The organism is Enterobacter sp. EC_50 (assembly GCF_019584525.1).
Taxonomy (GTDB): domain Bacteria; phylum Pseudomonadota; class Gammaproteobacteria; order Enterobacterales; family Enterobacteriaceae; genus Enterobacter; species Enterobacter roggenkampii.
Window position 1 is genome coordinate 46,457 of the sequence record NZ_VDAF01000019.1, and the last position, 14,754, is coordinate 61,210.

A 14,754-nucleotide genomic window follows, 5' to 3' on the forward strand; every position below is an offset into this window, starting at 1 on the left:
AGTGGGTATGGAAAATTTACTGGCGCTGACCCTGGCCGATGAAACACCGGAACAGAAAGAGGGGGATGGCCCCTCATTTCGCTGGCGGTGGCTGGGGCGCGGGGTGCTTGAGCTGACGCCGACCGCAAAGAGCGATCTCTCGCTGCTGCTTTCAACAGGCATTCACGGGAATGAAACGGCGCCCGTTGAGATTGTCGATCTGCTGCTGCGCGCGCTGTATCGCAATGAAATTGCCCTGAAGTGCCGCGTGCTGGTGGTGCTCGGCAATCCCCCTGCGCTGGCGCAAAACAAACGGTATCTGGTGAGCGACATTAACCGCATGTTCGGCGGGCGCTGGTCGCAGTTTCCGCAGAGTGACGAAACGGCGCGGGCGGCGTGGCTGGAGAATGTGGTGACCGCGTTCTTTGCCGCTGCGGGTCCCGTGCGCTGGCATCTGGATCTGCATACGGCCATCCGCGCGTCCTACCATGTCCGCTTCGGCGTGCTGCCGCAGCGCAATCAGCCGTGGGAGGAAGGTTTTCTGAGCTGGCTGGGAGATGCCGGGCTGGAGGCGCTGGTGTTTCACCAGTCGCCGGGCGGAACCTTTACGCACTTCACCTGTGAGCACTTTGGTGCGTTGTCCTGTACGCTGGAGCTGGGGAAAGCGCTGCCGTTTGGGGAAAACGATCTCACCCGCTTTGCGCCAACGCATCTCGCCCTGCGGGCGCTGCTGGGCGGGTCGGCTCCCGAGCCTACGCACCAGACCGTTGAGCGGTACCGGGTCGTACAGCAGATCACGCGCCGCAGCGACGCCTTCCTGCTCCACATGACCGCACACACCCTCAACTTCACCCCGTTCCGCAAAGGGGCGCTGCTGGCCGAGGATGGCGAGGAACGTTACGAGGTGCAGAAAACCACCGAGTATGTTTTATTCCCTAACCCAACCGTCGCGTTTGGCCTGCGTGCCGGGCTGATGCTGGAAAAAATATCCTGAACCTTTCCCCTCTCATCATCCGGGAGGGGAAGTTAAATACCTTTTCTTAGCAATTAAAGCGCGTGAACGTGTTTTGCAGAATATTCCTGGTGAATTGCTTTATTATTCACCTTCACTCCGTTATACTTTTGCTAAATCGCTTTAAAATCATCGTATTGAATATTTTTGGTTGCAACTCTCCACGCTTTATCCTTATTTCCTCCACATTTGGCGAAAATTTGTTTTTTACACTTTCATTGTTTTACCGTTGCTCTGATTAATTGACGATAAACCCCGTAAAGTTAATCTCGTCAACACGGCATAGCGCCGAAGAATAACTGAAAGAAAGGAAATAAATTATGCGTAAGTTTACTGCACTGTTTGTTGCTTCTACCCTGGCTCTGGGCGCTACCAGCATGGCGTTCGCCGCAGATACTGCGACCACCACCGCTGCCGCGCCTGCTGAAGGCAAAATGATGATGCATCATAAAGGCCCGGGTATGCACAACGAGATGATGATGTTTAAGGATCTCAACCTGACGGATGCACAGAAACAGCAGATCCGCGATATCCGGAAAAGCGAACGCGACCAGATGAAACGTCCGCCGCTGGAAGAGCGTCGTGCCATGCATGACATCATCGCCAGCGACAGCTTCGACAAGGCGAAAGCCGAAGCGCAGATCGACAAAATGGCCGAGCAGCACAAAGCCCGCATGCTGGCTCACCTGGAAACCCAGAACAAGATCTACAACATTCTGACCCCGGAACAGAAAAAACAATTTAATGCGAATTTTGAGAAGCGTCTGACAGAACGTCCGGCGATGGAAGGTAAAATGCCAGCACCAACCGAATAATCGGTTCACTCTCTTAAGACCGCCGGGATCCTGTCCACAAAAGCGCAATCGCTGTGGACAGGACCGGCGGTTTTTCTTTCCTGCCCTCTTGTCTGCCGCCGCCAGCGCGGTATGCTCCTGTAGTCGCATCAGAGAATGTTTGTAGAGTCATGGCGTTAGAATTTTTATTAACGTTCCGCTAAGGCCTGCCCGCTCTGCTGCCGATACTGTGTTGTGAATACCTAACGATAACAAACAAGACAGCAACGATAGCAATATCCTTGCCCTGGCACGGGTTGTGCCATTCAGGAGTGGTGATGGAGTTCTTTGATATCCGTAAGATGCCGGTCAGCCTCTGGCGCAATGGTGCGGGTGAAACGCGTGAGATTTGTTGTTTCCCTCCCGCAACGCGCGATTTTCACTGGCGCGCCAGTATCGCAACTATCGCCAGCAACGGCGAATTTTCCTCTTTTCCCGGCGTCGATCGGGTAATTACCTTGCTGGAAGGCGGGGAGGTGACGCTGGATGCGGGCCAGGCGTTCTTCCATACCCTGAAGCACCATCAGCCCTATAGCTTTGCCGGCGACCTGCCGGTGAAAGCGCTGCTGTCCGATGGGCGGATGGCGATGGACTTCAACATCATGACCCGTCGCGACTGCTGTCGGGCGAAGGTGCGCGTGGCTGACCGTACCTTTACCACCTTTGGCACACGCGGGGGCGTGGTGTTTGTGTTAAGCGGGGCGTGGCAGCTGGGTGATAAATTGCTGACGGCCGATCAGGGCGCCAGCTGGGAGGAGGGTACCCATACGCTGCGTCTGCTGGAGGCTCAGGGTACCTTATTGTTCAGCGAAATCACGTGGCTGCCAGGCCATTGAGCTCAATGATTTCAAACTTACCGGCCAGCACAGGTTTACAGAGAATTTTGTAGCCATCGTGGTCAAATCCGGCGGGCGTGCGCAGCAGGGTTGCCGCGTCGTTGATATCGTCGACAGCGCCCAGCCAGAGCCAGTTATTGACGATGTGATATTGGGTCATCGCGTCACCCACTTCTTTTAGCGCAACGGCGCTTTCCCAGGGCCAGCACTTCACGCTGATGGCCGCCAGACCGGCGAGGAGCCGGGCGTGGTGCGCCTCAACGCTCTCTTTCCCACAGCAGGCACCGGCACAGCGCTTCAGCGCGGATCGGAAACAGGCGCGTCCGCGCGTGGTCGCCTCCAGGCCCAAAAGGCTGTAGCAAAGCTGGAGTTCGTCCGCCAGCGTCTGCAGCGCCTGAAGTGCCGCACGTTTATTGGCGAACAGTCCATAGAGATTCGGGGCATGAGAAAAATCGACGTCGCGCGCGTAGACGACCTGCGGCTTGCCTTCGTTGATCTGCAGGGAGCAGAGCTGACGGTTGCGGCGCAGGCGCTTGTTGAATAGCGGCTGCTGCTCTTTAATCAAACGCGCCTCCAGCAACAGCGCGCCCATTTCTCCTGCCGTCTGGAACCAGGTAATGCGTCGCGACTGGCGCAGCATGGCGGCCTCGTCCGGGGTACGCAGATGGGATAACACCCGACTGCGAATGTTAACGCTCTTGCCGATGTAGAGCGGCAGGGTGTCGCTTTCGCCGTGAAAGATGTACACGCCCGGCTGTTTAGGCAGTGCCTCAAGCCAGGGGCGAAGGTGCTCGGGATATTCGTAGATAGCCGCCGCTTCAAATTCAAGACGCGGGGCGGATTGACGCCTGCTCACATACTGCTCCATATACTGTTCAGGCATACAGTGTAGCAGGAGTGTGGTGGTTAAAAAAGAGCCGGGTAGCGGCGACGCCTTACCCGGCCTACAAAACGGGGTTACCGTTTTGCGTTTATTTCCAGAAGTCGTCAAACACCGTAATTGGCGTGTGGCGCTTGTGCTCGGTTTTCAGATACCAGCCTTCGATGATCTTCGCGGTGCCTTCATCCAGCTTTTTGCCTTCCAGATAATCATCAATGTTGTCGTAGGTGACGCCAAGGGCCGCTTCATCCGGCAGGGAAGGGCGATCGTCTTCAAGGTCCGCTGTCGGCGCTTTCTTATACAGATGCTCAGGACAGCCCAGCGCGGCAAGCAGCTGCTTACCCTGACGCTTGTTCAGGCGGAAGATCGGGTTGATGTCGGTGCCGCCGTCGCCGTACTTGGTGAAGAAACCGGTGATCGCTTCTGCCGCATGGTCGGTGCCGACCACGACGCCTTTGGTCATCCCGGCAATGCTGTACTGCGCTTTCATGCGCTCGCGGGCTTTCTCGTTGCCGCGAACAAAATCGCTTAACTCAATGCCCGCTTCGCGAAGCGCCTGCTCGCTTGCCAGCACGGAGCCTTTAATATTTACGGTCAGCACGCGGTCAGGCTGAATGAAGGCGATTGCATCCTGGCAATCCTGCTCGTCCGCCTGTACGCCATATGGTAGACGCACGGCGATAAATTGCAGGGTTTCATCTCCCGTCTCCTCGCGCAGCTCTGAAATGGCCATCTGGCAGAGCTTACCGGTCAGCGTTGAATCCTGGCCGCCGCTGATGCCCAGCACCAGAGATTTCAGGAAAGAGTTCTTCTTTAAATACGCTTTTAAAAAATCCACGCTGCGGCGGATCTCTTCATTTGCATCTACCGCAGGCTTCGCGCCCAGCGCCTGGATAATCTCTTGTTGCAGAGTCATCACGCTCTCCATAAACAGAATGTGTTAACTGTTAAAACTAACCCTTTGGACGTAAAACGACAAGGATCACAGTTTCGAGTGCGCTAATTTGCGCCGTTTTAGCAGGTTATCGTTGTTTTATTAGAATTTTCCGAAATTCGTCTGGCGTAACGCACAAAGTTGAACAATAGTACTTTTTATCCCATGCTTAGATAACACGCTGATAAACAAGAGGACGGAATATGAACAAGAACGTAGCAGGAATTCTTAGCGCAGCGGCGGTACTGACTATGCTGGCAGGGTGTACGGCTTACGATCGCACCAAGGATCAGTTTACGCAGCCCGTAGTAAAAGATGTCAAAAAAGGGATGACCCGTTCGCAGGTCGCTGCGATTGCCGGTAAACCTTCTTCCGAAGTCACCATGATTCATGCGAAAGGCACCTGCCAGACCTACATCCTGGGTCAACGTGATGGTAAGGCAGAAACCTACTTTGTCGCCCTGGATGATACCGGTCATGTGATCAACTCCGGCTATCAGACCTGTGCTGAATACGATACTGACCCGCAGGCACCTAAGGCGTAGTCACCCTCCTTGCCTGAGGATGTTAACAAACCGGCCCTGAGGCCGGTTTTTTTTATGCATCGGAAAATCTTATTTCTTTTCGCGAATTATTTGCCCGAAATGTGAGGGTAGTCAACAAGCCAGGTCAATGAGAGACAATTTGAGTATGTTCAGAATTATCCCCTGTCTGTACCATTGCGTATACTCAGTCCAACGATAAACAACAGTACGCAAACTACCTGTCTGCCGGGACAGCGAGTCCAGTGAGAACGCGACGGCAGGTAGTCATACAAGAGGGAAATTACGATGGAAAAGAAACATATCTACCTGTTCTGCTCAGCGGGCATGTCAACCTCGCTTCTGGTGTCAAAGATGCGTGCGCAGGCTGAAAAGTATGAAGTCCCTGTGGTGATCGAAGCGTTCCCGGAAACGCTGGCGGGCGAAAAAGGTCAGACAGCCGATGTTGTTTTACTGGGACCGCAAATTGCCTATATGTTGCCCGAAATTCAACGACTGTTACCTAATAAACCGGTCGAAGTGATCGACTCGGGGCTGTACGGCAAGATTGATGGTTTAGGTGTTCTTAAAGCTGCTGTGGCAGCGATTAAAAAAGCTGCTAATTAATTTTTATTTTTCCCGTCAAAGAGTTATTTCACACACAATACGCCGTAACATGCGTTACGGCATTTAAGGGTATTTTCCTATGAGTAAAGTCATCGCTTCACTTGAAAAGGTACTCCTTCCTTTTGCTGTTAAAATAGGAAAGCAGCCTCACGTTAATGCCATCAAAAACGGCTTTATTAAATTAATGCCGTTGACGCTGGCCGGGGCCATGTTCGTTTTAATTAACAACGTTTTTCTGAGCTTTGGTGAAGGTTCCTTCTTTTATTCATTAGGAATTCGGTTAGACGCTTCCACAATTGAAACCCTTAATGGTTTTAAAGCCATCGGCGGCAACGTCTATAACGGTACGTTGGGGATTATGTCGCTGATGGCGCCTTTCTTTATTGGGATGGCGCTGGCAGAAGAGCGTAAGGTGGACCCACTGGCCGCCGGGTTATTATCCGTCGCCGCCTTTATGACAGTGACCCCGTACAGCGTCGGTGAAGCCTATGCTGTGGGCGCCAACTGGCTGGGTGGGGCTAACATCATCTCCGGTATTGTTATCGGCCTGGTGGTGGCAGAGATGTTCACCTTTATCATCCGTCGAAACTGGGTGATTCGCCTGCCGGATAGCGTACCGGCCTCCGTTTCCCGTTCATTTTCCGCGTTGATTCCAGGCTTCATTATTCTCTCTATTATGGGGATTATCGCCTGGGCGCTCTCTCACTGGGGCACGAACTTCCACCAGATCATCATGGACTCTATCTCTACGCCGCTGGCGTCTATGGGTGGCGTGGTCGGTTGGGCGTATGTGATTTTTACCTCTCTGCTGTGGTTCTTTGGCGTGCATGGTTCACTGGCACTGGCCGCGCTGGACAGCGGAATTATGACCCCGTGGGCACTGGAAAACGTTGCGCTTTATCAACAGTACGGTTCTGTTGATGCGGCGCTGGCAGCGGGTAAAACCTTCCATGTGTGGGCGAAGCCGATGCTTGACTCCTATATCTTCCTGGGCGGTACCGGGGCAACCTTGGGTCTGATCATCGCGGTCTTTATTGTCTCTCGTCGCGCAGACTACCGTCAGGTCGCGAAGCTGGCGCTGCCATCAGGCATCTTCCAGATTAACGAACCGATTCTGTTCGGTCTGCCAATCATCATGAACCCGGTCATGTTCATTCCGTTCATCCTGGTTCAGCCGCTGCTGGCCGCTATCACCCTGACGGCGTATTACATGGGCATCATTCCACCGGTCACCAACATTGCACCGTGGACCATGCCAGCGGGTCTGGGCGCCTTCTTCAACACCAACGGCAGCGTCGCAGCCTTCCTGCTGGCGATATTTAACCTCGGGATTGCCACCCTGTTGTACATGCCGTTCGTGGCGATTGCGAACAAAGCCGCCACCATCATTGATGAAGAAGAGAGCGAAGAGGATATCGCCCTCTCACTGAAATTCTAAGATTGACGGCGCGGGGAAACCCGCGCCAGCCACAAGGAGCTTAAAGATGTTAGATTTGGATAATATTGTCGCAGACGAAGCCGTCGAGAACGATCTCGAAGAAGTGGTGATGGGGCTTATCATCAACTCCGGGCAGGCCCGCAGCCTGGCCTACGCCGCGCTGAAGCAGGCCAAGCAGGGGGATTTTGCCGCGGCGAAAACCATGATGGAACAGTCCCGCACGGCGCTGAACGAAGCGCACCTGGTGCAGACAAAGCTGATTGAAAGCGATCAGGGCGAAGGGAAGATGAAGGTCAGCCTGGTGCTGGTCCACGCGCAGGATCACCTGATGACCTCGATGCTGGCACGCGAGCTGGTGGCGGAGCTCATTGAGCTTCACGAGAAGATGCAGTAAGTCAGACTGAGTAGCAGGAGGTCAGCACGATGGAAATTAAAACCGCACTTGAACAGCAGCTGTTTAATGGCAAAAATTTTCACGTGGTTATCTACAACAAGACGGAGAGCGCCAGCGGTCTGCATCAGCATGACTACTACGAGTTCACGATTGTTCTGACCGGCCGCTACTACCAGGAGATCAACGGTAAGCGCGTTCTGCTTGAACGAGGGGATTTTGTCTTCCTGCCGATGGGATCTTATCACCAGAGCTTTTACGAATTTGGTGCCACCCGCATTCTGAATGTGGGCGTCAGCAGACGTTTCTTCGAGAAGCATTATCTGCCGCTGGTGCCGTTCTGCTTTGTGGCCTCCCAGGTTTATCGCGTCAAAAACGAGTTCATGACCTGGATTGAAACGGTTATCGCCTCGCTTAACTTCCGCGACAATGAATTTGATGAGTTTATTGAAACGGTGACCTTCTACGTGATGAACCGGCTGCGCCATCATCGTGAAGAGCAGCAGGTGACGGATGATATTCCGCAATGGCTACGCAGCACCGTTGAGCTGATGCACGATAAAAGCCAGTTCAGCGAAAATGCGCTGGAAAATATGGTCTCCCTGTCGGGCAAATCCCAGGAATATCTGACCCGCGCGACGCAGCGTTATTACCGTAAAACGCCCGTGCAAATTATTAATGAAATCCGCATTAATTTTGCTAAAAAACAGCTGGAAATTACCAACTATTCTGTCACCGATATTGCATACGAGTCAGGATACAGCAGCCCCAGCCTGTTTATTAAAACCTTTAAGAAATTGACGTCATTCACACCGAACAGTTACCGGAAAAATTTGACGGTAATTAATTAACTGTCGGCGGATTACCCGCCACGAATATTGCTTTAATGGCTTGCCCAAATAGCGGGAAGAGCACGCTATACCTTGCAGGCGATTAACCTGATACGCTAAGGGAGATATTATGCAGAAGAAATTAAAAGTCGTAACCATTGGTGGCGGCAGCAGCTATACCCCGGAATTACTCGAAGGTTTCCTGAAACGTTATCATGAATTACCGGTCAGCGAATTATGGCTGGTGGACGTTGAGGAAGGTCAGGAGAAGCTGAATATTATTTTCGACCTGTGCAAGCGCATGGTGGAAAAAGCGGGCGTGCCTCTGACCGTGCATAAAACCCTCGACCGTCGTCTGGCGCTGAAAGATGCGGATTTTGTCACCACCCAGCTGCGCGTCGGCCAGCTGAAGGCGCGTGAGCTGGACGAGCGTATTCCCCTGAGCCACGGGTATCTGGGGCAGGAGACCAACGGCGTGGGCGGCCTGTTTAAAGGCCTGCGCACCATCCCGGTCATTTTCGACATCGTCAAAGACGTGCAGGAGATCTGCCCGAACGCGTGGGTCATTAACTTCACCAACCCGGCCGGTATGGTGACCGAGGCGGTCTATCGTCATACGAACTTCAAACGCTTTATCGGCGTCTGTAATATTCCGATCGGCATGAAGATGTTCATCCGCGACGTGCTGGCGCTGACCGACAACGACGATCTCTCCATCGATCTGTTCGGCCTGAACCACATGGTGTTTATTAAGGATGTCATCGTGAACGGAGAATCGCGCTTTGCCGAGCTCCTCGACGGCGTAGCCTCCGGTCGTCTGACGGCGGCATCGGTGAAAAACATCTTTGACCTGCCGTTCAGCGAAGGGCTGATCCGCTCGCTGAATCTGCTGCCTTGCTCGTACCTGCTTTACTACTTCAAGCAGAAAGAGATGCTGGCCATCGAAATGGGCGAGTATTATAAGGGCGGCGCGCGTGCGCAGATCGTTCAGAAGGTCGAAAAGCAGCTGTTCGATTTGTATAAAGACCCGAACCTGAACGTCAAACCGAAAGAGCTGGAGCAGCGCGGCGGGGCCTACTACTCCGATGCGGCGTGCGAAGTGATCAACGCCATCTACAACGACAAGCAGGCGGAGCACTATGTTAACGTCCCGCATCACGGCCATGTCGACAATATTCCGGCTGACTGGGCCGTCGAAATGACCTGCATCCTGGGGCGCGAGGGGGCTAAACCGCATCCCCGTATCACCCACTTCGATGACAAGGTCATGGGGCTGATTCATACCATCAAAGGCTTTGAAGTGGCAGCAAGCAACGCGGCGCTGAGCGGGGAACTCAATGACGTGCTGCTGGCCCTGAACCTCAGCCCGCTGGTGCATTCTGACCGTGACGCGGAGCAGCTGGCCAGCGAGATGATTCTGGCGCATGAAAAATGGCTGCCGAACTTTGCCGCCACGATCGAGAAGCTGAAGTTCAAACAGCAATAAGAGGGCGCCCAATGGAAAACCTGCTGATCGTTAATGCTGATGATTTTGGTCTCTCGAAAGGTCAGAACTACGGCATTATTGAAGCCTGCCGCCGGGGGGTTGTGACCTCTACAACGGCCCTGGTTAACGCTGAGGCGGTTGAACACGCGGCGCAGCTGAGCCGCGATGTGCCGGAGCTAGGCGTCGGCATGCATTTTGTGCTGACGCTCGGGATGCCGCTTTCGCCAATGCCGGGCCTGACGCGCGACGGCCAGCTGGGTAAATGGATTTGGGAACGGGCGGAGCAGGGTGCTCTGCCGCTCGAAGAGATTGCCCGCGAGCTGGACTGTCAGTTCAACCGCTTCGTTGATGTGTTTGGTCAGGCGCCGACGCATATCGATAGCCATCACCACGTGCATATGATCCCGGCAATTTTCCCTGTTGTCGCCGGGTTTGCGCAGCGCAAAGGCGTGGCGATGCGCGTGGATCGCGAGGTGCACGGATTGCCGGACTGCGCTGTTACATCCACTGAGGGGTTCAGCAGCGCGTTTTACGGAGAAGAGATCAGCGAAGCGCTGTTCCTGAAGGTGCTGGATGATTCCGCTGCCCGCGGTGAAACCTCGGTGGAAGTGATGGCGCATCCTGCCTTTGTCGATAACACCGTGCGTAAAAGTGCCTACTGCTGGCCGCGGCTGGCGGAGCTGGACGTGCTGACGTCGGCCTCGCTGAAATACGCGATTGCCGAACGCGGGTATCGGTTGGGGACGTTCAGGGAGCTGTAAGAGTTGCCGGGTGGCGGCTTCGCCTTACCCGGCCTACGAACGACCTGCTAACTCTTGTAGGCCCGGTAAGGCGAAGCCGCTACCGGGCTTTTTTTACGCCGGAATCTGATCGATCTTACAGCTGCGTGACCAGACGCGGTGCGCGGCGAGCAAATCAAACAGCTTCGTCATGAAGGCATCGTCAACGTTATCTCCCTCGACAATGCCGTCCTCACCCTGATCGGCCACCTTCAGCTGCGCTTTAAACTGTCGCGCATCGCCGGACAGCGCGATCGGCTTCAGGTGCTTATAGGCTTCCAGCAGATAATAGACGGCGTCGCCGTTGGTCAGCAGACTGGCAAGATCTCCGCCCGGCACAATCACCGCATCGACGGTGAGCGATGGCGCACCGGCAAAGGTCGCCGCGACCGGCAGCACAGAACCATCGTCGGCCGTTACTTCACCCATGCGGGAATAGAGCAGTTTGGCATGCACGCCCTGGGTTTTTAGCGCCTGCATGATCCCCAGCACGTCGCTGGCGCGGGTTTTGTCGTTCAGCAGAATGGCAACCACGCGGCCTTTAATCGAGCCGCCCGGCACCGCATACAGGCTCAGCGACGGATCTTTCTTCACGCCGTTAACCTCTTTCGGCGGAGCGAGGTTACGCTGCTCGTCGGTCAGCGTAATGCCCAGGTTGTCCGCGACGCTCTGGGCAAGCTGAACATCAATATGCGCCAGCTGATCGACCACGCGCTCGCGGATGTAGGTGCGCACCACTTTACTCAGCTCAAAGCTGAAGCCGCCGATGATGTGCTGTTGCTCAATCGGCGTCTGGCTGTTCCAGAACAGGCGAGGGTGGGCGTAATACTCGCCGAACGAGGGGCTGCGCTCGCGAATTTTATTGCCATCGATACGCTCCTGATAGGATTCGAATCCACCGCGTTTCGGTCCGGGAGGCGTTTCACGCGGCCAGTTATCGTTGATGGAGTTCGGCTCATAGTTTGCCGGGTTGGTATCAATATCCTGACGGTGCATCCCGTCGCGCTGGAAGTTGTGGTACGGGCAGGTTGGGCGGTTGATCGGAATTTCGTGGAAGTTCGGCCCGCCCAGACGGCTGATCTGCGTATCGGTATAGGAGAACAGGCGTCCCTGCAGGAGCGGATCGTTGGTGAAGTCCAGCCCCGGCACGATATGCCCCGGGTGGAACGCGGCCTGCTCGTTTTCGGCAAAGAAGTTATCCGGGTTGCGGTTGAGCACCATTTTACCCACCAGCTGCACCGGCACCAGCTCTTCCGGGATCAGCTTCGTCGGGTCCAGAAGGTCGAAATCGAACTTAAATTCGTCCTCTTCCGGGATGAGCTGCAGGCCCAGCTCGTATTCCGGGAAGTCGCCCGCTTCAATGGATTCCCAGAGCTCGCGGCGATGGAAGTCCGGATCGCGCCCGGTCAGCTTCTGCGCCTCGTCCCACACCAGCGAGGCTTTACCCGCCACCGGCTTCCAGTGGAAACGGACAAACGTGGCTTTCCCCTCGGCGTTGATCATTCGGAAGGTATGGATGCCGAACCCCTCCATGGTGCGGTAGCTGCGGGGGATCCCGCGGTCTGACATCGCCCACATCACGTTGTGTAAGGTTTCAGGCTGCAGGGAGACATAGTCCCAGAAGGTGTCGTGCGCACTTTGTCCCTGCGGTATGGCCCAGTGGGGCTCCGGTTTTACCGCATGGACAAAGTCAGGAAATTTATGCGCGTCCTGAATGAAAAACACCGGCGTGTTATTGCCGACCAGATCGAAAATCCCCTCTTCGGTATAAAACTTGGTGGCAAAGCCGCGGATATCCCGGACGGTGTCTGCCGAACCTGCGCCGCCCTGCACGGTGGAGAAACGCACAAATACCGGGGTAATTTTATCCGGGTCGGAGAGGAAGTCCGCTTTGGTGATCGCCTTCAGGCTCTTGTAGGGCTGAAAATAGCCGTGCGCAGCGGAACCGCGTGCGTGGACGATGCGTTCCGGTATCCGCTCGTGGTCAAAATGGGTGATTTTTTCCCGCAGAATGAAGTCTTCCAGCAGGGTTGGCCCGCGCGAGCCTGCGCGAAGGGAGTTCTGATCGTCAGCAATGCGCACGCCCTGATTGGTGGTGAGCGCAAAACCTTCGCCGCCTTTACGGTGTGGCTCAAGCGATTTCAGCTTGTCGTTTCCCGTATCCGGGGATTTCATGCTTCCCGGTGCGGTAGGCTGTTCGCCTGGTGCGGAAGGGCCCGGGGAGGGGCGATGAGAGCCGTCTGCAGGGGCGAGATAGTCCATGCCCGGTTGAGATTCTTCAGTGCCATGAATCGGTGATTGATGTGTTTTATCTTTGTTCGACATTGCACGCTTCTCCTTTATCCATTGCTAAAAACCCTATTAAGGATAGAACAATGTCGTGAGATGGCTCGCGAACTAAGAGTTTTCACATGCCAGCATTAACGAAAGGAGCCATCTCACCCACTCGGAGCGCGACGGAAGGCAGCAGGATCGGCTATCATAGAATTTTCCTGCTTCAAGAATTTGCTTTAGTGAATCCGTCGCTTATGAAACCTCTTCGTCAACAAAACCGCCAGGTTATTAGCTATGTGCCCCGCGTTGAGCCCGCGCCGCCAGACCATGCCCTGAAAGTGGAGGGTTTTCGCGATGTGTGGCAGTTACGGGGGAAATACGTGGCCTTTGTGCTAATCGGCGAGCATTTCCGTCGCTCTCCCACCTTTACGGTGCCGGAGTCCGCACAGCGGTGGGCGATGCAGATCCGCCAGGATGAAGAGGTTGAAGAATAACAGCCATAAAAAAACCGCCTGTTGGCGGTTTTTTTATATCTACAGCGATTAACGATGCGCCAGTTCGGCGTCGTCTTCACTTTCCAGAATCGCTTTGTCGGTCTGCTTCAGCCACTGGCTGGTCAGCGTACCGGCGGTCATGGAGCCGCTGACGTTCAGCGCTGTACGGCCCATGTCGATCAGCGGTTCAACGGAGATCAGCAGGGCAACCAGCGTCACGGGCAGACCCAGCGCAGGCAGCACAATCAGCGCGGCGAAGGTTGCGCCGCCGCCAACACCCGCAACGCCTGCGGAGCTTACGGTAACAATCCCGACCAGCGTGGCGATCCAGACTGGATCCAGCGGGTTAATGCCGACTGTAGGAGCAACCATTACCGCCAGCATCGCCGGGTACAGACCCGCACAGCCGTTCTGACCAATGGTGGCACCAAAGGAGGCAGAGAAGCTGGCGATGGATTCAGGCACGCCCAGACGACGAGTCTGTGCTTCAACGTTCAGCGGAATAGACGCGGCGCTGGAACGGCTGGTGAAGGCAAAGGTCAGTACCGGCCAGACCTTACGGAAGTATTTCAGCGGGCTGACGCCGTTCACGCCCAGCAGGATGCCGTGCACCACGAACATAATGCCAAGGCCCAGGTAAGAGGCGACAACGAAGCTGCCCAGCTTAATGATGTCCTGCAGGTTAGAGCCGGCAACCACTTTGGTCATCAGCGCCAGCACGCCGTAAGGGGTGAGCTGCATAACCAGACGAACCAGCTTCATCACCCAGCTTTGCAGGGTATCAATCGCGGTCAGCACGCGTTCGCCTTTTGGCGCATCGTCTTTCAGCAGCTTCAGCGCCGCCATGCCCAGGAACGCGGCGAAAATAACCACGCTGATGATGGAGGTTGGGCTCGCACCGGTCAGGTCAGCAAACGGGTTCTTCGGAATGAAGGAGAGCACCATCTGCGGCACGGTCAGGTCAGCCACTTTACCGACGTAGTTGGTCTGAATTGCGGTCAGACGCGCCGTTTCAGCGGTACCCTGAACCAGACCTTCTGCGGTCAGGCCAAACAGGTTAGTGACCAGCACACCCACCAGCGCGGCAATCAGCGTGGTGAACAGTAGCGTACCAATGGTCAGGAAACTGATTTTTCCCAACTGGGTCGCGTTATGCAGGCGGGCAACGGCGCTCAGAATAGAGGCGAATACCAGCGGCATAACGATCATCTGCAGCAGCTGAACATAGCCGTTACCGACAATGTTGAACCACTGAATGGAATCTTTCAGTACTGGATTATCGGAGCCATAAATAGCCTGTAATGCCAGACCAAATACGACACCCATGGCCAGACCAACCAGCACCTTTTTCGCCAGGCTCCACTGTTTATGGCGCGCCTGCGCGAGAAGCAATAGCAATACAACGAACACAACGACGTTCGCGATGAGTGGAAAATTCAT

General features: G+C 55.1%; 15 protein-coding genes. 11 read left to right on the forward strand and 4 right to left on the reverse strand.

The window, feature by feature from the left end:
- Positions 1–7 precede the first annotated feature (7 nt).
- The 3 genes from astE to ves all read left to right on the forward strand — a co-directional run bounded on the left by astE (position 8) and on the right by ves (position 2,660).
- Complete coding sequence (gene astE / locus FHC48_RS16455) at positions 8–973, forward strand: succinylglutamate desuccinylase (protein ID WP_059364706.1); 966 nt, start codon at positions 8–10, stop codon at positions 971–973.
- A gap of 338 nt (positions 974–1,311) precedes the next feature.
- Entirely contained in the window at positions 1,312–1,806 is a 495-nt protein-coding gene (gene spy / locus FHC48_RS16460; protein WP_008500682.1) for an ATP-independent periplasmic protein-refolding chaperone Spy, read from the forward strand.
- Positions 1,807–2,102: 296 nt separating this feature from the next.
- A complete protein-coding gene (gene ves / locus FHC48_RS16465) occupies positions 2,103–2,660 on the forward strand; it encodes an environmental stress-induced protein Ves (RefSeq protein WP_021241069.1) in 558 nt (185 codons plus the stop codon).
- Here the strand turns inward: ves and cho are convergent.
- A complete protein-coding gene (cho, locus tag FHC48_RS16470; protein ID WP_025911692.1) occupies positions 2,638–3,516 on the reverse strand; it encodes an excinuclease Cho in 879 nt (292 codons plus the stop codon). The genes ves and cho overlap by 23 nt on opposite strands.
- Positions 3,517–3,631: 115 nt before the next feature.
- Positions 3,632–4,456: an ammonia-dependent NAD(+) synthetase gene (gene nadE / locus FHC48_RS16475; RefSeq protein ID WP_008500678.1), complete on the reverse strand. Its 825-nt coding sequence runs from the start codon at positions 4,454–4,456 to the stop codon at positions 3,632–3,634.
- A 221-nt stretch (positions 4,457–4,677) separates the two neighbouring features.
- Between nadE and osmE the strand changes: the two genes are divergently transcribed.
- The 7 genes from osmE (at position 4,678) to chbG (ending at position 10,528) form a co-directional block, all read left to right on the forward strand.
- Positions 4,678–5,019: an osmotically-inducible lipoprotein OsmE gene (gene osmE / locus FHC48_RS16480; protein ID WP_008500677.1), complete on the forward strand. Its 342-nt coding sequence runs from the start codon at positions 4,678–4,680 to the stop codon at positions 5,017–5,019.
- Between the two features lie 285 nt (positions 5,020–5,304).
- The gene (chbB, locus tag FHC48_RS16485) at positions 5,305–5,622 is read left to right on the forward strand and encodes a PTS N,N'-diacetylchitobiose transporter subunit IIB (RefSeq protein ID WP_008500676.1); all 318 of its coding nucleotides are present in this window, start codon (positions 5,305–5,307) and stop codon (positions 5,620–5,622) included.
- 79 nt (positions 5,623–5,701) lie between these two features.
- Positions 5,702–7,060, forward strand: a complete 1,359-nt coding sequence (gene chbC, locus FHC48_RS16490) for a PTS N,N'-diacetylchitobiose transporter subunit IIC (protein WP_008500675.1) — start codon at positions 5,702–5,704, stop codon at positions 7,058–7,060.
- A gap of 46 nt (positions 7,061–7,106) precedes the next feature.
- Positions 7,107–7,454 (forward strand): PTS N,N'-diacetylchitobiose transporter subunit IIA, encoded by a 348-nt coding sequence (gene chbA, locus FHC48_RS16495; protein WP_021241072.1) that lies wholly within the window; start codon positions 7,107–7,109, stop codon positions 7,452–7,454.
- A gap of 29 nt (positions 7,455–7,483) precedes the next feature.
- Positions 7,484–8,302, forward strand: a complete 819-nt coding sequence (gene chbR, locus FHC48_RS16500) for a transcriptional regulator ChbR (protein WP_008500673.1) — start codon at positions 7,484–7,486, stop codon at positions 8,300–8,302.
- A 109-nt stretch (positions 8,303–8,411) separates the two neighbouring features.
- Positions 8,412–9,767, forward strand: coding sequence for a 6-phospho-beta-glucosidase (locus tag FHC48_RS16505; protein ID WP_059364709.1), 1,356 nt, complete (start codon positions 8,412–8,414; stop codon positions 9,765–9,767).
- Positions 9,768–9,778: 11 nt separating this feature from the next.
- Positions 9,779–10,528, forward strand: coding sequence for a chitin disaccharide deacetylase (gene chbG / locus FHC48_RS16510; protein WP_059364712.1), 750 nt, complete (start codon positions 9,779–9,781; stop codon positions 10,526–10,528).
- A 93-nt stretch (positions 10,529–10,621) separates the two neighbouring features.
- Here the strand turns inward: chbG and katE are convergent, their stop codons facing one another.
- Complete coding sequence (gene katE / locus FHC48_RS16515; RefSeq protein ID WP_059364109.1) at positions 10,622–12,871, reverse strand: catalase HPII; 2,250 nt, start codon at positions 12,869–12,871, stop codon at positions 10,622–10,624.
- Positions 12,872–13,038: 167 nt separating this feature from the next.
- On the opposite strand from katE, the gene cedA reads away from it, so the two are divergent.
- Positions 13,039–13,314 carry a cell division activator CedA gene (gene cedA, locus FHC48_RS16520; RefSeq protein ID WP_191091794.1) on the forward strand — a complete coding sequence of 92 codons (276 nt, stop codon included), beginning with the start codon at positions 13,039–13,041 and terminating at the stop codon, positions 13,312–13,314.
- A gap of 48 nt (positions 13,315–13,362) precedes the next feature.
- Here cedA and FHC48_RS16525 read toward each other — a convergent pair whose 3' ends face one another.
- Complete coding sequence (locus tag FHC48_RS16525; protein ID WP_045353715.1) at positions 13,363–14,754, reverse strand: L-cystine transporter; 1,392 nt, start codon at positions 14,752–14,754, stop codon at positions 13,363–13,365.

Coding starts and splice junctions, on each gene's coding strand:
- astE (WP_059364706.1), top strand. CDS start 8: ATGGAAAATTTACTGGCGCTGACCCTGGCCGATGAAACACCGGAACAG.
- spy (WP_008500682.1), top strand. CDS start 1,312: ATGCGTAAGTTTACTGCACTGTTTGTTGCTTCTACCCTGGCTCTGGGC.
- ves (WP_021241069.1), top strand. CDS start 2,103: ATGGAGTTCTTTGATATCCGTAAGATGCCGGTCAGCCTCTGGCGCAAT.
- nadE (WP_008500678.1), bottom strand. CDS start 4,456: ATGACTCTGCAACAAGAGATTATCCAGGCGCTGGGCGCGAAGCCTGCG.
- osmE (WP_008500677.1), top strand. CDS start 4,678: ATGAACAAGAACGTAGCAGGAATTCTTAGCGCAGCGGCGGTACTGACT.
- chbB (WP_008500676.1), top strand. CDS start 5,305: ATGGAAAAGAAACATATCTACCTGTTCTGCTCAGCGGGCATGTCAACC.
- chbC (WP_008500675.1), top strand. CDS start 5,702: ATGAGTAAAGTCATCGCTTCACTTGAAAAGGTACTCCTTCCTTTTGCT.
- chbA (WP_021241072.1), top strand. CDS start 7,107: ATGTTAGATTTGGATAATATTGTCGCAGACGAAGCCGTCGAGAACGAT.
- chbR (WP_008500673.1), top strand. CDS start 7,484: ATGGAAATTAAAACCGCACTTGAACAGCAGCTGTTTAATGGCAAAAAT.
- FHC48_RS16505 (WP_059364709.1), top strand. CDS start 8,412: ATGCAGAAGAAATTAAAAGTCGTAACCATTGGTGGCGGCAGCAGCTAT.
- chbG (WP_059364712.1), top strand. CDS start 9,779: ATGGAAAACCTGCTGATCGTTAATGCTGATGATTTTGGTCTCTCGAAA.
- katE (WP_059364109.1), bottom strand. CDS start 12,871: ATGTCGAACAAAGATAAAACACATCAATCACCGATTCATGGCACTGAA.
- FHC48_RS16525 (WP_045353715.1), bottom strand. CDS start 14,754: ATGAATTTTCCACTCATCGCGAACGTCGTTGTGTTCGTTGTATTGCTA.